General features: G+C 60.7%; 13 protein-coding genes. 3 read left to right on the plus strand and 10 right to left on the minus strand.

Going from position 1 to position 22,015, the window contains the following annotated elements:
• The 6 genes from JNL55_RS21665 to JNL55_RS21690 all read right to left on the minus strand — a co-directional run.
• Window positions 1-923, minus strand: a 923-nt coding sequence (locus JNL55_RS21665) for a M24 family metallopeptidase (RefSeq protein WP_293858751.1), incomplete at its 3' end; no start/stop codon positions are given.
• A 79-nt stretch (window positions 924-1,002) separates the two neighbouring features.
• A complete protein-coding gene (locus tag JNL55_RS21670; RefSeq protein ID WP_293858754.1) occupies window positions 1,003-3,078 on the minus strand; it encodes a TonB-dependent siderophore receptor in 2,076 nt (691 codons plus the stop codon).
• Between the two features lie 110 nt (window positions 3,079-3,188).
• The gene (locus tag JNL55_RS21675) at window positions 3,189-5,420 is read right to left on the minus strand and encodes a penicillin acylase family protein (RefSeq protein WP_293858757.1); all 2,232 of its coding nucleotides are present in this window, start codon (window positions 5,418-5,420) and stop codon (window positions 3,189-3,191) included.
• 328 nt (window positions 5,421-5,748) lie between these two features.
• The gene (locus JNL55_RS21680; RefSeq protein WP_293858760.1) at window positions 5,749-7,857 is read right to left on the minus strand and encodes a S9 family peptidase; all 2,109 of its coding nucleotides are present in this window, start codon (window positions 7,855-7,857) and stop codon (window positions 5,749-5,751) included.
• On the minus strand, window positions 7,857-10,595 hold the full coding sequence (locus JNL55_RS21685; RefSeq protein ID WP_293858763.1) for a M16 family metallopeptidase: 2,739 nt from the start codon (window positions 10,593-10,595) through the stop codon (window positions 7,857-7,859). Before JNL55_RS21685 ends, JNL55_RS21680 begins: the two co-directional genes overlap by 1 nt.
• 11 nt (window positions 10,596-10,606) lie before the next feature.
• On the minus strand, window positions 10,607-13,690 hold the full coding sequence (locus JNL55_RS21690) for an amidohydrolase family protein (protein WP_293858766.1): 3,084 nt from the start codon (window positions 13,688-13,690) through the stop codon (window positions 10,607-10,609).
• A 16-nt stretch (window positions 13,691-13,706) separates the two neighbouring features.
• On the opposite strand from JNL55_RS21690, the gene JNL55_RS21695 reads away from it, so the two are divergent.
• Window positions 13,707-13,844: a hypothetical protein gene (locus JNL55_RS21695; protein ID WP_293858769.1), complete on the plus strand. Its 138-nt coding sequence runs from the start codon at window positions 13,707-13,709 to the stop codon at window positions 13,842-13,844.
• Here the strand turns inward: JNL55_RS21695 and JNL55_RS21700 are convergent.
• Window positions 13,822-16,344, minus strand: coding sequence for a TonB-dependent siderophore receptor (locus JNL55_RS21700; RefSeq protein WP_293858772.1), 2,523 nt, complete (start codon window positions 16,342-16,344; stop codon window positions 13,822-13,824). The two genes, JNL55_RS21695 and JNL55_RS21700, sit on opposite strands and share 23 nt — an antisense overlap.
• 129 nt (window positions 16,345-16,473) lie before the next feature.
• Between JNL55_RS21700 and JNL55_RS21705 the strand changes: the two genes are divergently transcribed.
• A complete protein-coding gene (locus JNL55_RS21705; RefSeq protein ID WP_293858775.1) occupies window positions 16,474-17,013 on the plus strand; it encodes an RNA polymerase sigma factor in 540 nt (179 codons plus the stop codon).
• A 5-nt stretch (window positions 17,014-17,018) separates the two neighbouring features.
• Window positions 17,019-18,044: a FecR family protein gene (locus tag JNL55_RS21710; protein WP_293858778.1), complete on the plus strand. Its 1,026-nt coding sequence runs from the start codon at window positions 17,019-17,021 to the stop codon at window positions 18,042-18,044.
• Between the two features lie 14 nt (window positions 18,045-18,058).
• Here JNL55_RS21710 and JNL55_RS21715 read toward each other — a convergent pair whose 3' ends face one another.
• The 3 genes from JNL55_RS21715 to JNL55_RS21725 all read right to left on the minus strand — a co-directional run.
• Entirely contained in the window at window positions 18,059-20,185 is a 2,127-nt protein-coding gene (locus tag JNL55_RS21715; protein WP_293858781.1) for a S9 family peptidase, read from the minus strand.
• Window positions 20,186-20,235: 50 nt separating this feature from the next.
• On the minus strand, window positions 20,236-21,261 hold the full coding sequence (locus tag JNL55_RS21720) for an extracellular solute-binding protein (protein ID WP_293858784.1): 1,026 nt from the start codon (window positions 21,259-21,261) through the stop codon (window positions 20,236-20,238).
• A 37-nt stretch (window positions 21,262-21,298) separates the two neighbouring features.
• Window positions 21,299-22,015, minus strand: a 717-nt coding sequence (locus JNL55_RS21725; protein ID WP_293858787.1) for a S41 family peptidase, incomplete at its 5' end; no start/stop codon positions are given.

Here is a 22,015-nt window from a genome sequence, read left to right on the forward strand (position 1 = left end):
GTGGGTGGAAACGCAATGCCGATGGAATAGCCGGAACGTGACTCCTTGGCAATGCCATGCAGCCGCAGGATTCGCTGCGTTTCATCGCTCACCTGCGCGCAAGTCATGCCCGGCTCGATGAATCTCAGCAGGCGATCGATCAGTTCGAGCGCGACCGCCTCGAGTCGAAGCATCGTGGCCGAGGCCCGCCCGACCACGACCGTGCGGCCCATCGGCACTTGATAACGCAATCGATTGCCCATCAACTCCAGATTGACCGTGGTGTTTTCGGCCAACGCTTGATCCGTCCAAGGCAGATGCGGCGTGTCCGCACGAGCGCCCGACATCACCAAGGCCGGAGTACTGCAATATACCCCGCCAACCTCAGGAACACCGCCGATCTGAGCGGCACAGATGCTGGCGACAACATCACACTCACGCACGCCCGGGCGAATGGCAGCAATCGCCGCTTCCATGGCGGCTTCGAGCAAACGTGCCGCCTGGCGCATCACCGCGACTTCCTGCGGCGACTTGGTGAAACGTATCCAGTTGACCAGATACGATGCGTCGAGCAGCGTCCCCTCCGCTAGCGTCGCCGCCAGCACCTCGAAGCTCGCCACCGAAAAATAGTAGCTGTGCTTCTCGATACCGATACGGCCAGGCTTACCGTAGCGTTCCGCGATGGTCCGTGCGATGAAGCCGTACGGCGGCTCCACCTCATTCTGAATCAAATGTTCCGGATAGCCGACGATGTCGTCTGCCGACAAACACGACGTCAATCCCACGCCCCGCACGTCCATGCGCCGCCCCACCCACACAGGGGCGCCGTCCATGGGCACCAGCAACACCTGCGGGGTATAGAACGACCAACCGTCGTAGCCACACAAGTAATAGATGTTGCACGGGTCTGTGACGATCAGCAGGTCGAGCCCACGGCTCGACATGACTGCACGAGTTTGAGTCAGGCGCGAGTCGAACTCGCGCCGCTCGAAGATAGGATGCGGCAACCGCTTTCCCCAGTGCCTAGAAGCTGTAGCTGACCCGGCCTTTGATCAGGGACGGATACGCGTAAGCAATGCCCAGATCCGGCGAGCCATACTGCGACGTGTAGATCTTCTCGTTGGTGATGTTCTGCGCGTTCAGCTCGAACAACAGTTCCGGTGTGGCCTTGTAGGACAGTCGCAGGTCGAAACGTGTGTAGGACGGCAGCTGGTAAGTACCCAAGGTATTGACTTCACGCTCGCTACGACCGACGACACCGCCGCCGAAAGTTAGCGACTTCAACGGCCCGCCCAACACTTCATACGTCGCGAACAGCGAGTAAGAATTGGCGGGCGATGCCGGCGGCGTTTTGCCGACTTCGGCCGGCCGTGCCGACTCCTTCACATCCACGTCGAGATAGGCATAGCTCGCCAGCAGGTTGAAGCCCGGGAAGATTTCACCCTGGATCTCGGCCTCGATGCCGCTGTGAACCTGCTCGCCGACGTTGATATAGGTCGCCGGTTGACCGGGCTGCACGACGATGGCCGATGCCGAATCGGTACGTTCGATGTGGAAGGCCGAGACACTGTACTGCGCGCGATCGTTGGCAACCTTGCCCTTGAAACCCACTTCGTACTGTACGCCCGTCTCCGGATTCACCGGTGTGCGATCGGCACGCAACAGCGTGGCGTTGAACACGATGCCTTCGCTGTAGCTGAAGAACACGTTGTGATTCTTCGCCAGCTGGTACACCAACCCGGCGCGCGGCACCCACTGGTGGTCCTTGGCGTCGTCGATGACCGTCACGCGTCCGTAGCTGGTCGGCAGGTAATCGAAGCGATTGCTTTCGATACGCGAGTAGCGCATGCCCAGCAAAGCCGACAGACGTTCGGTCGGCTTCAGGTAAGCCATGGCCGTGACGCCTGAGAAATACTGCTTGGTGGAGAAGAATTCGCCGGGCGCCGCCTGGCGGGTGTTGACGAAGTCGAGCGGCTCGGGATCGAACAGGTTATCCAAGCCGATCGGCACGTTCGCAAACGCATCCTGCAACAAATGGTTACGACGCCAGTCGGCACTCACCAGCACGCGCTGATCGCGGCCCTGCCATTGGAACACCTGCTCGGCCGACGCATCGAGGCTCAGGTCTTCCTTGGTCTTGTGTTCGATCGACGGGTACTGAGTGGAGTTGCCGTTGGCGGCAGCACCGAACATGTAGGTCGAGAAATTCTCCATGTGGATGCGCGAGTAGCCGCCTTTGAACGACAGCTTCAGGCTGTCGGTCGCCATATGGTCGACGCCCGCGAACAGGAACGTGTTGGTGCTGTCGATGTCGGCAGCGGTCGTGCCGTTGTTGGAGCTGCGCGGCACGTCCGGCATGGTGTAGACGCCATTGATACGAATCAACGGAAAGCCGTCGCTGCTCGCGCCGGTGCGCTGATCGTAATAGCCCTGCAGCAGCACGCTGGTGTCGCCGAAGCGGAAGGCCGCGCTCGGCGCGATCATCTTGCGATTGTCACTCGTATCGCGAATGAAGGTATCGCTCTCCTGCCAGGCTGCTACTGCGCGAACACTGGCGACGTCATTGATTGCCGTTTCGCCGTCGATCTGCACGCGCTGGAAGTTGTAGCTGCCGAACTCGCCGCTGACAGTTGCGCCCGTATTGCCGGTGGGTGCTTTGAGCACGCGATTGATCGTGGCACCGTAATCCGATTCGCCGTACAACGAAGAGGCCGGGCCGCGCACGAACTCGACTCGATCCATGGCGGCATAGTCCAGGTCCGACTCGGAGTCGGCCGACAGGCCGTTGATACGGAACGAGCGATCTCGATTCACTTGGAAGCCGCGCGCGAACAGATTGGCCTGCGTGCCATCGCCGATACCGAGCAATTCGATACCCGGCGTGTACGCGACTACGCCCGCGGTGTCATTGATGGCAGCGATGTTCAGGAACTCAGACGACAACACCGTCAGTGCTTGCGGCGTGTCGATGACCGGCAGCGACAATTTCGACGCCGCGTTGGACACTTCCGGCAGGAACTTGCGCTGCGCGGTGACGACGACGGTCTCGAGTTCAGCGTCGCTACTTTGCGCGACGGTGATCGAAGGCGTGGCGAACATGCCAACGCTCACTGCAAGCGCGGCGACAGGCTTTGAAAATCGAATCGTCATTACAAATTTCCCCATGGTATTTCGACGGACCGGCGGGACCAGCGTCGGCTCATAAAAAACTATCGAGTCAAGGTATCGATTCGCTGCGTCTGCCGCTCGACATCGGCACGACTGATCGGAGCGGGCAGCAACCGCTTGTCCACATAGGCAGGCAGCTGATCGGCAATGTGTGGAGAGCCTGGGCGCGAGGCGTTGCCATAGACCAGCAAAGTCCCGGCTCGCGGACCGTTCGGCGTGAACTCGACGATCTGGATGTAACCTTCGCCGCCCACCGCAATACGCCGACCCTTCTCGTCCGGCGCGCCGTAGTTCATCTTCGCCACGATGCCGACTGAATCCTCCGAACCATTGGCAGGCACATCGGCGATGGGTTTGGGGTGCGTGAAGTTCGCATCGCGACTGACCAACACCACACGATTCGCTTCGCCCCAGGAAACATCGAGCACGCCATGCGTTGCGACCGTGGCTTGCGCGGCATCCTTCAGTGCCGCCACGGCTTGCGATGCATCTGCAATTCCAGCGGGTGTTTCCAGCGGACGCGAAGGATCGTACTGCTCACGAAACTTCGGATCTCGCACAGTAGCGGCGCGAGGCGAAGCCGCCATGCGCTTGGTGTATTCCTGCCACCACTTCACGAACAGCACCGAGCCGCGGCTGTTACGGTCCGAGGTGCGATCCCACTCACGCAACAGAGTTGCCGCAGCGGTGACCTGCTCATCGGCCTGTGCATCCACCTGGGCCAGCAACTCCGGCAACAGGCGATCCGCCATCAACATGTGAGTGGAGAATTTGGCACGCACCAACTCTTCATAAGAGAACTTGGGCTGCGACAACAGCAACCGTGCGTTGGCTTGCGAGCGCGCCCACATCCGATCGAACGACATCCAGGCTGGGAAGTCCTGTGCACGCAGCACGGCGGGGAACGTCGAAGTCCACGGCGAATCGTTGGCGTTCTGCACGAAGCCCGATGGCGGATCGATGACCTTGGGCAACGATCGCCACGGCACGATGCCTTTCCAAAGCTGCTTCGGATCGTCGCCGGGAAGAATGCGGTCATAGTCATCGTAGGTGCCGCCCTGACGCACCGGCTTACGGCCGCCATCGGCGATCATGATGCGACCGTCCGTGTCGGCATAGATCACATAGAAGAACGGCATCTGCGAACGACTGTATGCCGACTCAAACTCCTTGAAGTTGCGTGCCCGCCCCATGTCCCAGTACTGAGCCACTGGCGAAGGTGCGTCGAGCCCAGTCACCCGGAGCGCCAACGCTTTGTCGCCTTTGCGAGCGATGAGCGGGCCGTGAATGGATTGAGAGACGGTGAAGCTGCGGTTCTCGCAGTCATCGCTCTTGCGACACACTCGAACGCTGTCGGTACGCGAGCTGAGCGGCTGCAGCTTCTGACCCCAGCGATACGACTCGCCACGCAACGACAACTCATACACGCTTGCCGTCTGAGCACGATTGTCGGTGTGCGACCACGCGATCCGCTCATTGAAGCCGATGGAAATCGCCGGCAGACCGAGAAAGCCAGCGCCAGTGAGATTCACTGTGGGTCGCTGCGGATCGCCCACGATCACATGAGCCTGCATCCACTGCCAGGCACCGCGATCTGGTGCTTGCTCGCGCTCCGGCGACAACACGCCGTTTACGCCGAAGTCGAGATGTGGATTGCCCATCAGCATGGTCGTGCCGGCCGCACTCTTGCTGGGTGCGATGGCCCACGCATTCGACGCTGCACGCCGCGCCCCACCCGGCTCCGGCTGGACCGCTTCCCATTGACGCTTCATCATCAACGGCGCGAGCGACTGAAAGCCGAACTGCATCGTCCACTGCCAGACCGCGAGCGGATCGCTCTCAGTCAGCGGCAAGATGGCTCGGATGGCGGTTGGAATCGTGTCGCCGTGATCCGCCGCGTAGGCATTCACGCCGGCCACGTAAGCCTGCAGATACTTGCGCTGCACCTCGCCACCTTGAACGAGCCACTGTCGCACGCGTGCCTCCGAACCCATGGTTCGGACGAACATGTCATGCGCTACAAATTCATCTTTATTGCCCGGACCGAAATACTCAGCGTAACGACCGCGAGCCGCCGCCACGTTGACCAACAATTGCTCGGCGTGATTGGTCATCTGCGCGTAGCCCAGCCCGAAGCTCACGTCCTCGATGCTGCCGCCATAGATGTGCGGAACACCGTAACGATCCCAACGGATCTCCACTTGGGCCGCTTCGACGGATCGAGTCGCTTGAGTCAACAACAGCAGGAACAGGCACGGCAGAATTCTTCGCATGAATCCATGCTATCGACTCTTTCATACCATTTGCAAGGTATTTAATCGGTCGAAGAATTGGCGCACTGTCGCTGTCCAACTCGAGCTGTAACTCGCACTTCTACAGTGCAGTCGTCGAGGTCGTGGACAAACATATGTTACTCACGCTCGCATCCGAGGCGATCCACACGAAGACTTGGTCCACTATGCAGACCAATCGGCAAACACTGGATGGGCAGCGTCGACGCGTCAGCGAGATGGCGTAGAGAAAGAAACTACAACGCCACGCTTGCTATCTCTTTGCGCAGATCTCTTAGAAATTCCTCGCCGCCGGCCGCGCTAGCCACGCTCATCGCCGACGCTCGAACTGCCTCTCGAAAAAATCCGCGATCGCTTGATTCACGGCGAGGACATTGGCGTAGCGCAGGATGCTGTGCGTTTCATCGACCAGGAGTAACGTCTGCTGAGCAACTCCTTTGAGCTGCAACCGCCGCGCCATATCGACGGTTTGACTGACCAGCACGTTGCGGTCGTCGTCGCCATGAATGAACAGTACTGGCGACGTCCATTGGTCGACAGCTGAGACGGGCGAGGACTGCCACGCCACCGCGAGCGCCCGCTTCAGTCCGGGAGGCTGCTCGTAGCGCTTTCGGGACAGCAGTTGGGAATACTCCACCGTCCAATCATGCACGCCGTTGATATCGACGCCGGCAGCGAACAGGTCAGAGTCATGTGCGAGCGCCATGGCAGTTAGATAGCCACCGTACGAGCCGCCATACACTCCAATCCGACGCGGATCGACGCCGGGCAGCGCCTGCAGATATCGCCCAGCGGCTTGGATGTCTCGATACTCGGCGGCGCCCAATGCACCCGCCTCCGCCGGAAACTGAAATGGATGGCCATAGCCAATGCTGAGCCGATAGTTGACCGACAACACCACGTAGCCGCGGCTGGCGAGATACTGATTCAACACATAATCGTTCGCGTAGCTTTCCATGGAATGCCAGCCGAGCAACATTTGCCGCGACGGGCCGCCATGAATATAAACGACGGCAGGACGCTGCCCCGCGCCGCCTTTGGGCTCGAACAACTGCCCGCTCACCATCACGCCATCTTGGGCTCGGAACGACACTCGCCGCGGTGTGAGCAGTGCTCGTGCAGGATAGGCGTCGGGCACTAACTGTCGAGCGAACGGCTGCACAGCGCCTCCCATCAAGGAACGCGCTGCCAGGGTTGGTGGGCGTTGGTCCGTAGCGGTGAAGTAGACAGCATGATTGTCGGCAGTCAGAACCGGCGACCATTCAAGACCGTCACCGGAACTCAGCGCCTGCATCTGCGAACGATCAATGGGCACACGATAGACGTGGCGTCGATCGACATCATCCTTATCGCTTCCAGCGTTGGCGTCGAACACCAGCGTGCGCCGGTCTGCACTGAGCGCCACGTGTTCGACCATGAAGTCTCCGGGTGTCAGCAGCAGTGGAGCACCACCGGCCTCGGGGAGAGAATACAAATGCTGCCAGCCGTCACGATAAGACTGAAAGACGATTCGGCCCGACGCCCACTCGAAATAGCCGCTCCACGAATCTCGCAACTCGCTACCACTATCCCACAGCATTCGCGCCGTGCCGGTCTGCGCATCGCCAACCCATATTTGCCATGAGCCTGTTTCGTACTCCATTGCCGGTGGCGGTGGGCCGCCACTGCCGGGACGACGAATGAATGCAACGGATCGTCCATCAGGCGACCAGCGAGGAGCGTCATCGTGAGCCACCGTAGGCGCAAGCCAGAGCACGGGCGTGTGCTGGTCGGTGTAGATTCCGATCAGCGAATGGCTGGAACGATACGAAACAAATGCCAGGCGGTCGCCCTGCGGAGACCACTGCAACGCCGCCACCTCGCCGCGCAGATTCAACAGCGGTTGTGCGTGCATTGAGCCATCGATGGGGACGCTCCAGATGCCGCCATCCTTGAGAAAGGCGACTTGACGTCCATTCGGTGAAATCTCTGGATGATCTCCCTCCGCCAGCACGCGCGGCACCCCACCGGAGATCGGCACGCTCAGAATCTCTACTCGCGTTCCGGCCGGGTGAGACAGAGGGTTCGCTGGCACACTCCGATCCCAGCTGCCGCCATGCTCTCCCCCACGCACGTAGACAACGTGCGCTCCGTCAGCTGACAAAGACAAGTTGGTGATCTCTTGTCCGTCATCTCGATCGTATGCAGTCAGCTGACGCGCATCGAAGCGTGGTCCGGTCGCTACCCACACATTGCGTCGGCCTTTGTCGTTGACCGTCCAAGCCACGTGGGAGCTGTTAGCCGCAGCCACCAAGTTGTCAGGAAAGGCGTAGTCACGAACTTGCGCCAGTGTAAAAGCAGGCGCTGTGTACGCGGCAGCAGCCAGCAAACATCCGACGACCGATAACATCAGCCTGGCGGACGTCGATAGCAGGCTCATCACCGAACTACCTCGCCGCTGCTATCAATCACCCGCACCTCGCCTAGATTCAACGCCCTGATTTTTTTCTCGATCCGCGCGAGATCGCCCGCGACGACCCAGGTCAGAGGTTTCGATCCAATGAACTCAAGCGCAGCGCGCCGAACGTCTTCCGGGGTGACCGCATTGATACGCGCCGCGTAGCCGTCCAGATAGTCATCCGGTAGCGGATAGATAACCAGCTCGCTCAATGCATCAGCGACCTCTTGATGCGTCTCCCAGAGATCTGCAAGCCCCAGTGTTTGTTCTTGTTGAACGGCCAGCAACTCCTGCGCACTGACCGGCCGCTCACTCGACACTTGCAGTAACTCCCGACGCAGTTCGGTCATTGCCTCCGAAGTCTTATCTGTTTGCACCGGCGCACGTACTCGTAGCACACGCACGCCACGCTGCCGTGAATAGGCGCTGTGCACGCCGTATGACCACTGCTTGTCTTCACGCAAGTTCAGATTGAGACGAGACATGAAGATTCCACCAAAAGCGCCGTTCAACAGCTCCAGCGGCGCATCGAGCGCAGCGGCATGCGGGGGTAAAGGCAGCAACACCTGAATGTTCGATTGCAAAGCACCTGGCGCGTCGATCAACCAGACTGTGGCCTTATCCGGCTTCGGCATCTGCGGCACGACCGCGACACTATTCTTACCGGGCTGCCACCGCCCCAGCAGCGCTTCGAGCTTTGGCATCAGCTGGTCGAGCGTGATATCGCCGACCACAACTAGCGTAGCGAGATTCGGCCGTATTCGACTTTGATGGAAACGCACGATGTCGGCGCGCGTGATGGCTTCGATGCTCTGTTCATCCGACAGCCGGCCGTAGGGATGATGAGGCCCGAACAGCAATCGATTACCCAGTCGAGCGGCGGCTCGGGGCGAATCCGCTTTGGTGCGCGTCAGATCGGCAATCTCGAGCGCCTTGAGTCGCTGCAAATCGGCGGCGTTGAAGGACGGCTTCATCAACACATCCGCCAACAGCTGCAGCGAGGGCGACAAAGACGGCACGAGTGATGACAGACTGATCTGCACGAAGTCTTCATCGCCCCGCGCGCTCAGTGTCGAGCCCAAGCGCTCGAGTGTCGCCGCAACTTCGAGTGCATTTCGAGTACCGGCGCCTTCCATGGACAAATCCATGGTCAACGCGGCAATGCCTGCGGGGAAGGCCTCGGCGTCAGTCGACCCGACCGGAATCATGAGATTGAAGGTCACCTCGGGCGCATCGTGCCTCTCGCAGAGCAGGACCTGCATTCCGTTGGCAAGCTCGGCACGAACGAACTTCGGCGCCATCACAGGACTGATGGCGGAAGGTCGAGGGACCTGCTGCCGATCCACATCGCTTCCGGTAGCGGCGAGACGCCCACCCGGCAACATCGAGAGCACGTAGTCCCCGTCACTCAACCAACGTCGGCCTGCTCGTGTGAGATCGGCGGGCTGCGCGACATTGAGCCGCTCAAAGCTGTTCTTCCACGCACCGGCGTCACCGAGAAACACCGCGCTCTTGGAGAGCACGGACGCTTTGAAACTAGTGCTCTGAATATCGCGCACCATCGAGGCCGTTCGTGGCAAGCGAACCGCGTCGAGTTCCGCCAACGAAGGCCCTTCTCGCAACAAACGCGTAAGCTCCTCATCGACGACCTGTTCGATACGCGCCATGTCGGCTCCAGGCGCGGCAGTGACGTTGATGGAGAACTGGCCGGCGACCTCGTATCGCTTCACGCCAGCACTCACCTCGGTCGCAATTCGCTCATCGAATATCAAGCGCTGTTTCAGCCGCGACGATCTGGACTGGCTCAGCACGGCGCCGAGCAGGTCGAGATAGTCGGCGTCGGCCGCGCCCTCCCCGGGCACATTCCAAATGCGCCTCAACATTGCAACGCCGGCGCTACTGTCGTGAATGACATCCCGCTGCGACCCCGAACGCGGTGCTATCCAGGTCTTGACGCGATTCGCCGCAACGCCAGGCTCGATTGCGGAGAAATAGCGAGTCACCTTCTCACGAGCCTGAGCAGGCGTAATGTCTCCAGCCAACACCAACACTGCGTTCGCCGGCCCGTACCATGCTTTGAACCATGCTTGGACGTCCTCCAAGCTGGCGGCGCGAAGATCCTCCATGGAACCGATCGTCACATGCGAGTAAGGGTGCGACGCCGGCCAGGTTGCCCGCGCGATGCGCTGGGCAGCCAAACCATAGGGCTCATTCTCGATCACTCGCTTCTCGTTCTGTACCACGCCCCGCTGCTCGTCGAGTTTCGCTTGATCGATCGCACCCAACAGATGCCCCATGCGATCGGACTCGAACCAGAGCACGGCATCGAGCGACGCCGTGGGGACGGTCTGAAAATAATTGGTGCGATCGAAGTAGGCGACACCGTTCACGTCCGTGGCGCCCAGCGGCTGCAAGCCCTTGAACCACTCGTCGTTGTAGTGCTCAGTGCCGTTGAACATCAGATGCTCGAACAGATGCGAGAAGCCGCTGCGCCCCTCCGGCTCATTCGCCGAGCCGACGTGATAATTGATCTCGACAGTTACCTGTGGCGTCTTGTGATCCTCGTGAACCACCACGGTGAGGCCGTTGGGCAATACGAACGAGGTGTGAGGAATGTCGATAGCGAGCGTCGCAACGTCTTGGTTAGCAGCCATACCCTGGCTGCTAGCAACGGCGAGGCACACGAACGCGGCCCAGCCGGGCAGTCGCTGAATCATCATCGTCATCGTCCTTACTTGGAGGGCCGCTGCCGTGGCCAGACTTCGGCGAGGGTCGAGGCGTCGTAGAGTCGGCCGTTCTTCATGACCTGGCCGATGGCTTCGCTATTGGCTATGTCGAGCAGCGGATTGCGCTCGAAGATCAACAGGTCGGCGAATTTTCCAGGCTCGAGCGTGCCGACTTCGTCCTGACGGCCAATCACGTGAGCTGAACTGCGCGTAGCAATCTGCAGTACTTCATGGGGCGTTGCTCCGCCCATGGCGTACGCAAGCATCTCCCAGTGATAGCCCAGCCCTTGCACTTCCCCATGTGAACCCACCCCGACGTTGCCGCCCGCTCGGAAGGATCTGGTGGCCGACGCAGTTCGGCGTGGAAAGTTGTAGTCCGCATCGGTGGCCCAGGGCACGCCTCGCCGCAAGCGTGCGTCGAGCACGAACCGCGGCGTGAAGTGATTCAGTTTTTCATGCGCCAGCGGGTTGCGCCTCGCGGTGAAGTATTCCTGCGAACGTAACAACGCAGCTCCGCCAATCTGAGTGGTCGGCGAATAGCCCGTGCCGGCCTGCGCATACAGCATGGCCACGTCGCGATAGAAATCGACCGCACCCGACGCGTGCTCGTTGGTCGAGAAGCCATCGAGCACCTGGGTCAGTGCGTACGGCGGTGGCGCGCCCCAGTTTTCGGTGACGGTCATCATGCCCATCTCCAGAGCGGCCTTTGCAAGGTACTGTCGCTTCTGACGGTTGCCGAGCAGATAGGCTTTGACGGAGCCAGTGTGATACCGCTGCTGATAGCGCTGCAGAATGCATTTGGCCTGACGCACCGAAGTCAGCGAATTCTCGAAGCCGAAGATGCCTCGCCCTACCGTGTAAGCATGCGGGCCGGCAATAATGCCGGCATCGAGCAAATCCTGATACACGAACGCATCACTGGTGAACGACTGTGGATCGAACGATGTCGTCACACCGAAGGCTAGCGCCGCCCGATACTGCCAAACGTCGTAGTCGATGATGGGCCGGCCAAGGTTCATGTAATGCGCGTGAGTATCGACGAACCCAGGTGTGATGAACTTGCCCGAGACGTCTTTCACGATCGCATCTTTCGCCAGCTTCACACTGCCAACCGGCGCCACCGCACTGATGCGATTGCCGTCAATGACGACATCAGCGCGTTCGAAAATCTCCTCACCGCGCATTGTCACAACGGTCGCCCCGCGTAGGACCAACTGACCACCCGGGACATCGCGCGGCAATTCAACCGAGATGTTCACACCATTCCATCGGTCCTCCGCACAGCCTTCAGTCCCGGCCGTCGCGGGCGCTGCGAGTACCGCGCTCAACGCGACTCGATAGAACATCGAACCCACGGACCAAGTGATCTCCCGGCCATCTGCCGACCATGCAAAGTCATCCGCGCCGATCTCAGTGATCTGCCGATGCGCCAAGGCCTGCTCCAGATCGATCTCCGGTTCGGGGCTGCCGGCGGGCGGTATAGCGAACAGATGTAGTTGCGCCGCTCTGATGGCCAATGCCCACCGCCCATCGGGACTCAAGCGCAGATCGTCGACCTGCTGCTTCACGCGTAGCAGTCGCCGCCCGGCTCCGCCCTTCAGTGGCACGGCCATGAGCCCTTCGCCCGTGTACACCAGCGCTGCGTCGTCGCCCGCGAAATGAAAACGCCCGTGATCGATCATGCTGTTGGAGTTCGCCGGCAACTCCGTCAACGTCTCGCTAGGGCCACCCGCAGCGGCAATACGAATTACTTCCTGCGCCGTGCTGCGTTCCATCGGCCAGCCGTTGCTACTGGTGTACAGATTGAGTTGGTCGTACACCGAGGACCGCAACGCTACGATTGATTTGCCATCTGGCGTGTAAGCTGGATTGCGGTAGTAAGCCGCTTGTTGCGTGAGACGTTGTGGATCACCGGAACCGTCGCTACGCACACGCCATAGATGCCCACCCGCCGCACGGGACCAGCTTGCATAAACGAGCCATCGACCATCGCTCGACCACACCGGCTGATTTTCGGTCACCTCATTCGCCAGCAAGTCGGTACGCGTCAGCCGTTGGGGGGCGCCGCCCGGGAGAGCGGCGATATAAAGTTTGCCGAAAGCGCTGAACGCCAGTTGCCGACCATCGGGCGATAGTCGAGGCGACTGAATCACGCGAGCGCGCACTGCACCAGTGGCGTCTCGCGGCTGCCGAGTGACGCGCGGGCTAATGGCGCTATCTACTGTCGCAACGAAAGGAATATTCAGCGCCCGACCCGTGGCGACGTCGATGCGCCAGATCTTGCCGTCATGCGCGATGACGATGGCTTTCGAATCGGGCGTAAAAGAGTAGCGAGGCAGCACGCCGTAGAACGGATAGTGCGTGGACAACGAGGCTTCGATGGGAAAGACCAGACGCCGATCCTCGCCAGTCCGCAACGTTCGCAAACGTAGTTCGGTGCGTCCTTCCACGTCGGCAGCGTAAGCTAGCAAAGCGCCGTCCGGAGACACGACGGGTTGCATCACACCGCCCGCGCCCATGGCTGGCGACAGTCCAGCAATGAGCGTGATGGTGACGCCGGAGCGAAGATCGCGCCGATAGATGCGATACGAACTCCAAGTGTCGTCGGTGGCAGCGAAGTATAGAAACTGCCCATCGGGCGATGGCGACACGCCGATGGCGGTCGCATCGCCCGAACCTCTCGCCGGGCTCGCACCCACAGCGGTATCCAGCGGCACACCGCCGCCGAGGCGATGGTAAATCCAGAGAGCGCCGCTGGTAGCGCCCATCCGACTGTTGGAACTGAAGCGTGTCACATAAATACTTTGACCATCCGCTGACCAGCTGGGTGAAGTGAAGACACTATCGGTGGCATCGCTCAGCGCCCGCGGATTGGCGCCATTCGCATCAGCGAGCCACAGGTTCTCGCTACCGTTACGGTCGCTAATGAACGCAATCTGCGCGCCATTCGGTGAGATCACCGGCTGCATATCGAACGACGGACCGGTGATCAAGGGCTGCGCCGGGCCACCGCCGATGGCCAAGCGATAGATATCTCCCAACAGATCGATGAACAGGCTGCCGCCGTCGGGCGCAACATCCACTGACATCCACGTGCCTTCGTCCGTGTCGAAGCTCACACGCTCGGCGCCTATCGCCAATGTGCCGAACCAGAGCGATGCCATTGCAAAGGACACCGCGCACGCCATCGTGCGTCGTCTCGTCAAACGTCGCATGACTGCTACCACCGACCACGCAGCGTGAGCGTGAAGCTTCTCGGTTGCCCATACCAATTGCCGGCGCCGGTATCGCCCACCGTTTGATAGTAGGTTTTATCCAGCAGGTTGCTGAAGTTCAGTGCCGCTGACCATGTCTCGTTGAATGCATATTCGCCGCGAGCACTAAGAATCGCGTAGCCACTTTGTGAAAACTCATAAGGCACGGATCCGAGCGGCGCGCCGCTGCCTGGTTCGAAGACCGCGGCCACACCTCTGACGAAGCTGCGACTCTGCGCACTGACGCCGCCACTGACTTTCAATCGCGACCAGGCTCCGGAGAATCGATAGCCGCTCCAAATCTTCAACAGGTGTCTGGGCGTCTGCGGCATGAACAAGGCGCCGAGATTGCTGTCGTAGCCGGATTTGTATTCGTTCTCGTTGTAGGTATAGCCAACGAACAAATCCCAACTGGGCGACAGCTTGCCACTGATCTCCGCATCGAGACCGCGGCTCTGCACGACACCCTGCGCGCGATAGCAACAGACAGCGCCCAGGTCCCCGCTCTGCGGTGGGAAACTGCTGTCCAGTACAGCCTGATTGTCGCGTTCGATCTGGTAGACAGCGAACTGCGTGACGGCGCGCCCCGCCCCCAAGCCGCCCTTGATGCCTAGCTCCAGATTGCGACCAGTCATCGGGTCCAGCGGCGCGCCCGGGAACGGCCCGGACAAGCTGCTGGCTTGCGATTCGAATGTTTCTGCGAAGCTGCCGTACGCCACCCATCCAGCGGGCAGCTCATAAGTGAACCCAAGGTAAGGCGTGACGACGTCACGATCTTCGTAGCTCAGGGCATAGTCGAACGTGGGGTAGTCAGCCGAGTACTTGTAGTTGCTATACCGCGCTCCGCCGAGGATGCGCATTGGCTGAGTCACTTGCAGGCTCAAACTCGCATAGACGCCATTCTGTTTGTTACCGAAGGTCCGGGTGCTGGCAGGCACGGCGGAACGTTCCGGCATCGGATACGCCGCTGGATCGAAGGCGAAGGGATCGAACATGAACTCGGGAGCATTCCAGCCGGGCCCAGTGGTTTCGGCGTCTTGCCAGTCGGCGCCGATCGCCACTTTGTGAGTTCGGCCCCACCAATCCACGCTGCCCGTCAACGTCATATCCACCACTTCTTGTACGGCGTGGCGCTGTCCGTTCTCCGGATACAGCGTGCCGATCGGTGCGATGGGATCGATGGCGGCGTACTGATAATAGAAGAGGTAGTCGCTGTCCTTGCTGCTCCTCATGGCATTCACACGCAGGCTCCATGCGTCGGAGATTCGCTGCTCGACGCGGGCAAATGCTTCCCCAGCGTCGGTCTCGGCCCTCGACCAGTCCGCAGTGAGGCTCGCAGAGCGCGGCAGTCGTAGATCGCGCCCATCGCTATAACGTGGCAGCCCGAAACTTCCCAGCGGCGACTCGCTTTTGGAATAGCTGCCGCCCAGGGAGACTCGCGTGCTATCCGTCACATCGACGTCCAACGCGACGTAGAACAGATCACGATCTCCACGCAGCAACGATTTCTGGAACGACTGTGAGCTCTCGCTCATATATACAGCCCGACCACGGAGTCGGCCGTCCCATGCCATCGGACCTGACACATCGACTTGTCCGCGGTAGTTGCCCCAGCGCCCGGCGGCAACCTCGACGCTGACCTGAGGCGTCGCTGTGGGTCGCTTGCGCACCAACTGGACCGAACCGCCCGGCTTGCCGTTCCCGGAGAACAGAGCATCGGCGCCACGCAGTACTTCCACCTGCTCGTACAGTGCGAGGTCGATGGTTTGATCGTAGCCGCCCGCGTTGATGACCAGCGCTGCACCACCATCTACTTGAACGCTGTTGATCTCGAAGCCGCGCGAAAAGAACAGCTGCGACGCGTTGCTCTCTTTGACGACCGTAACACCGGTGGCTTGCTCCAACGCCGAGCCGAGACTGTCGATGTTCTGCTCATCGAGCCGCTGCCGGGTCACGATGCTGATGGACTGCGGTCGATCTCGCAGGGTGTCGCCAGTGCGGGAGCTGAGGATGGGATCGTCGATCGTGGTTCCCTTGACGATGACCTCTTCCAGCTCGCTCGCGTTTGCCGTAGCGGCAACGCCAGCCTGAGCGATGCGAACCGCAGCCCCGCGCTGCTCGCCGACCTTTCCGGTAGTCTGCAACGGCGTAGTCTCATCGACGATGATCCGCACCGTGCGCTCGTTGATGAATTCGTACTTCAGTCCCGAATTCGACAACAGCTTCTCCAACGCCTGCTGTGGCGAGAGACTCTCCGCATTCAACGCGGGCGCCAACTTGCCGGCGGTAGAGACCTGCTCGTCCCGCTGCAGGATTTGTACTTGTGCCTGCCGCGCAAAGGCGGTTAGCGCGCTGGCCAGAGGCTGCTCAGCGATGGTAAAGGTAATTTTTCTCTCGACGCCCGACTCCGCGGATACCGCTGGCACCGACACGGCGGCAGCCAGCAATACCGAGACGCAGCAAGCAGCGAGTCGCTGATGATTCCCCATACGAGCCCCATTTTGTTGTCTGTACCACCCATGTGGGGTCGAGCAGCTAAAAGGTATATTTTTAGTTTCAGCCATGGGCGACGCCGCTGGAATCGCGCACAATCCGGTTCCGATGCGTAGGTTGTTCTCATGATTCGCGCACCCAACACAGCTCCGCAGGAGTTGGGTTCCGCCAGTCTGAGCAAATACACCGCGGCGTTGCATGCCTATTTGTTGAAGCGGTTACGGCGCCCGAAACAGGACGCGGCCGACCTGACGCAGGAGATTTTCGAACGCTTCCTGCGCAAACGCGACCAGCCGGAAGTCATTCGTAATCCGCTGGCGTACCTCTATGGCATTGCCTCGCACGTGGTCGCCGAAAGTATCGAGCAGGAACCTCGGCAACTGGTGACTTACGATTCCACGTTGGCCGAGCATGCGTCCGAAACCTCGCCGCAAACCATCGACTCCAGCCAGCAACTCGGACTTCGCAAAGACCTGGTTCAGGCCCTGGCGCAACTTCCCGAAGCGCATCTGACGGCCTTGCTGCTGGTGGAAGGCGACGGGCTGTCGTGCAAGGAAGCGGCGCGCGCCACCGGCTATTCCCCCAACACGATCAAGACCTACCTGATGCAGGCTCGGGCGACGCTGAAGCAGTTGCTCGAAGACTACGACGGCAAGAAGCCATGACGTCCATGAGCATACAAGAGCAAATCGAGACCTTGCGAACCCAGCGGGCGGCACAGTGGTTGGAGATCATGCACAGCGGCGCTGCCGAACAGAACGCCGAGTTCCTGCGCTGGATCACCGAGTCGCCGCGCAACCTCGAAGAATTCTTGAAACTGGAGGCATTGTCTCGCGAGACCCGCGCGACACTGCAATCCGGGGCGCTCGATAGGAATGCGCTGCTCGAGAACAGCCGCAAGCAGGTGCTGCAGTTCGCGCCCACAGCGTCGGCGACCGTTCAACGTGACAGTCGACGCCTTGCACCCGGTCGGCTATCAGGTATCGCCGCCGCGGTAGCCGCAGTCGCGATCGCTGCGTTGGGATACAACCATTACTTCGGCTGGAAGGAATTCACGACTGACGCTGAGCAAAGAACCGTGGAGCTGAGCGACGGCTCGTTGATCTACCTCAACGCCGCGTCGACATTGTCTGCACGAATGGGCCTGTCGACCCGTGACCTGAAATTATCGCGAGGCGAGGCCCTGTTCAACGTCGCTCACGACCGGCAACGGCCCTTCAAAGTTCACACCCGCGACGCCATCGTCGAAGCAGTCGGCACACAATTCAACGTGCGCACGCAAGCTAGCGGCACGCAAGTGGCGGTTCTCGAAGGTAAGGTGCGAATCCGATCGGAGGCCGACACGCAAAGCGCCGCCTCGGCTGTCACGGATGTTCCGCTCGGCGCGGGTGAAGCCGCCACCGTGGCGCCCGTCGGTGCCATCGAACGTAACCATCAAGCAGACATTGCGACGCTGACCGCCTGGAATCGCCCAGAATTGGTGTTCGAACGCACGCCGCTGGAGAGTGCCGTCGAGCAGTTCAACCACCATCGCTTATCCAAACCGCTGCGGCTCGATGGCGTCCCCCGGCGCTCCCACCACTACACCGGCATCTTCAACGCCACCGACGCCACATCCTTCGCCGAACTACTGGCGCGTGAACCGGACCTGCAAGTCCTGATCGGAGAGCGAGAGATCGTGATTCGGGGACGTTGACTCGGTGGGCAGCACTACAGAGTACGCTCGAAAAATTCGAACACCTTATCCATGGGCCTGGCCCGCGGCCCGGAATGTCCCGCCTCCGGGGCGATCGAGAACTCAACGTGGGTGCCCTGCTCCAGCAGCCGGTAGCCGAGATCGATGATGCCTTCCATGTGGCCCGAGCGGTCCATCTCGCCCATGGTGATGAGCGTCGGCGCTCGCCACGCCGCGATGTTCGCCGGCGCGGACGAACGAAACGCCAGCTCTTCGATCTGCATGCGTTCGCTCAGCTGAATATATTCCGGAGGCGCGCTCGCCCAAGCTTCGTCACGTTGATCGAGCTTCATTTCGCCGACCCAGTCGCCGACGCCGCTCATGTGTACACCGGCTGCAAAATACTGCCGCAATCGAGTCAGCGCCAACGAAACGATGAAGCCGCCGTAGGAGCCGCCCATGATACCGACACGCTTGGCGTCCACATCGCGACGGCCCCGCAAATGGCGCACTAAAGCTTCGATGTCCCTAACTTCACTGCCGCCCTTCGCGCCTCGCTCAGCAGGCACTCGATAATCGAGACCGTTGCCGGTGCCGCCTCGATAGTTCATCTCGACGAACCCATAGCCACGCGACACGGCGAACTGACCCAATGCGGTGTAGACGCCGTTACCTGGCGATACTCGTCCCTCGGGCCCGCCTTTGGCCGAGATAATGACTGGATAGCCATTCTTCGGCGGCACGCCGCGCGGCCAGTAGATGAGCTGCTGAGTAACGATGCCATCCGAGGCCTGCACCGGCACCACCTCGACATCGACGAATTGTTCCCACAACTTCCGGTTGCGGGCCGAATCTCGTGGGTAAGCACCGAGTGCGCGCCTGGAGGCAGCGCCCGTCATGAGCATGTGTCGATTCGGCATGCGCCCCTTGTCGTTGCCCACATAGGCAACGACGCCGCCGGCGAGAGCAACCGGACTGTGTTCGACACCGCCCGAGGTCAAACGCTCTGCGTCGCCGCCATTCAATGGCGCTCGCCACACATGCAGTCTGGCGGAGTCATCAACGTTAGAAGCAAACAACAGACTGCGGCCATCGATGCTGGGCACTGGCATCGTCACCTCGCCCGTACCCTGCATCAGCGATCTGGGCGCGCCACCTTTCGCCGGAATGGCGTACACCGAAACCCAGCCGGTCTTCTCCCACGGAAAGACGATGTGGCCGCCCGCCGTCCACAGCAACTGGCTGGTTTCCAGCTCCCGCTCCAGCCAGGAACCGACGCCATAAGCGTCGAACACACTGCCGACGCCGGCATCGGCTTGCCATAGCGTACGCAGGGAGTCACCGTCGGCAGCAGCCACCAGCAAGCTCCACGGTGCACCTTGTTTCTCCGCGGAAAAGCGATACTCACGCGTCCAGTTGCCAGGCGTGCGTACGAACGCCACTTCACGCCCATCGGGCGACCAAACCGGCGAATGATCGCGAAAGATTCCAGGTTGGAGGTAACGAGCTTTGCCGGACTGCACGTCGACAATGGCCACGTAGCTCTGCCCGGCCTTGCGCCAACTGACGAACGCCAGCCGGCGACCGTCCGGCGAATACGCCAAGCTCGTCAGCTTCTTGGCCGCATAGTGCTCCGCGTTGTTCTCCAGCATCGGCCGCTGCAACAAGCGGTCGCCCTCGAGCCAATACTCATACACCATCGGCCCGCGGACGATGGCGAACGATCGACCCTTGGGTGAAAACACAGGCTTGCCTTCGGGAACATCGCGGCCCGTGGCCAACCGTTGGGTTTGCCCGGTCGTGACGTCGACTCGCCAGAACTCTCTCGTATCCTTCGCGGCATAAGGGCCGAACGCAGCAGTCTCGGTGCCGCGCGTGTAGTAGAGAGAGACATCGTCGGGCGACGCGTAGGCCGCGTTCAACGCACTGCCGTCCGGTGTGGCCAGCAATTCCTTTGGCTTGAAGTCCGGCGCGAACGCGATCATCAGCTTGGAGCCTTCGATCCATGCCGCGTAACGGCCGGAAGCCGGCACGACCAAAGCGTTTTCCCGGAATTCCAGACTCGCATGCGCTTCGATGGATTCGGCGAGCGTGAACGACGGCGCATCGCTCCATACGACTGGGGCCTGCAACGCGCCTATCACCATTCCCACCACAGCCACGCCGGTTCGAATCCGGCGACTCAGCTGTGATCGCTTGCCCTGACAGCGCCTCATGTCCCCCAAGCTCCCCAGCCCACTGCACGGAAAATGCCGTCGGCTTGATCGTAGTGCAGCTCCAGATCGTTCAGATTCAGCTCGTCTCGCCGAAAGTCGCCGAAGCTCTTCAGTAGCGGACTGGGCTCGACATCGGCTCGCACGGGATATTTGAAGACATGCTGAGAAAGTAGCGCCTGACCCTGCTTACTCAACAGGAAGCGCACCAAACTCATCGCCTGCTCCTTGCGAGGAGTGCCCGCCTTGATACCGACGCCCGTGACGTTCACGTGTTGACCGGCGCCGTCCTGATCGAGCCACGCGACACCGAGCGTGTCCGCTAGCTTGATACCCCGCTCGCGTTCGACACCTTTGGCCATCTGATAGCCAATGTAATAGGTGTTGACGAAGCTCAACGCCGCCTCACCCTTGGCGACGCGCCAGATGTTGTCAGTGTCACCTGAATACTCGGGATGATCGCCCGCGTTCGTTCGCACCGCCCTTGCCCATTCCAACGCAGCCGCCTGGCCGTCATGCACGATCATCGAGGCAAGTAACGAACGATTGTAGACATTGCTGGCCGAGCGCAAAGCGATCTTGCCACGCCATTTCGGATCGGCCAGGTCTCGATAGCTTTTGATCTCGCCGGGCTTCACCTGCGCCTTGTTGTAGATCACCGCGCGTGCCCGCAGCATCACGCCGTACCAGCAGCCATCGCGATCGCGCCAGCGAGCTGGCACCACGGCATCCAGATCCGGTGAGCGAATAGGCTCGAAATGATTCAGCTTCTTCGCCTCGGTCAAGCTCTTATAGTCGGACACCAGAATCACATCGGTATCGAAGGTATCGTAAGCATCGATGACACTCACTTCGATACCGCTTTGCGCCGTGAATGCGTCAATGACGGGCCGCAAGAACGCTGCGCCGTGATACCAGTTCACTGTGAGCGGCGCACTTTTCTGTGCCGCTACCGCGGGCAATGTAACGAACATGAGCAGCAGCACGGCGCTGGCGCAAACTCGGAAGAGACCAGTTGATTTCATATGTTTTCTCTGTTGGGTAGCAATAATTCTGTGGCGCTCAGCGCTGCGCCTCGCGAAGCGCCATCGTCGTGTCTCTCTCAAGGCGTTGCGAGAACGTTTCGTTGCCATCGGTTTCGATAGGCACTTGCGGAGGGATGCCGACACTCTCGTAGCACACACCATCGGCAGCCACATACATTTCGTTGGACAATGTCACCACCCACCCGTTGGGCAACTGCTTCGGCAGCGTATCGGAGAGCACGCCGTAGGTCGGTGTGCCAATGCTCCTGGCATTTGGCAGCGCGCGCATCGCGAGTGTGAAAATCTCCGCCGCGCTGACGGTGTTGCCACTCTGCAAGTAGAGAATGGGTTTCAGGAAACGTTGCTTGCCGTGCGGCTCGATGTAAATTGGCTGTGGCTCGGTGTAGCCGTCGGGCAGCACAGCTTTCTTGGTGAAGGCCAGGCGCCGTTCGGCCGTGAAGTAGCCGGCGATGCGTAGCGAGACGGCGTCTCGCCCGCCACCATTGAAGCGTGCATCGACGATCAAAGCCTTGGCGCGCGCGAGATCTTTCAACGCCAGCTCCATGCCTGCATCGATACGACGTAGCCGCTCGGGCAGGCTCACCTCTCCTTTCAACATGTTGTCCACTTGCAGGTAGCCCACACCCGGGGCCGCCCAGCCCCAGGTCAACGCCTGATCCGCAGCATCCTTGAAGCGACCGTGAAGAACGTCCTGAGTAACATGACGACGAATGGCGGCCTTGTATCCAGCCTC

The sequence above is a fragment of the Steroidobacter sp. genome (genome assembly GCF_016790065.1).
Taxonomy (GTDB): domain Bacteria; phylum Pseudomonadota; class Gammaproteobacteria; order Steroidobacterales; family Steroidobacteraceae; genus Steroidobacter.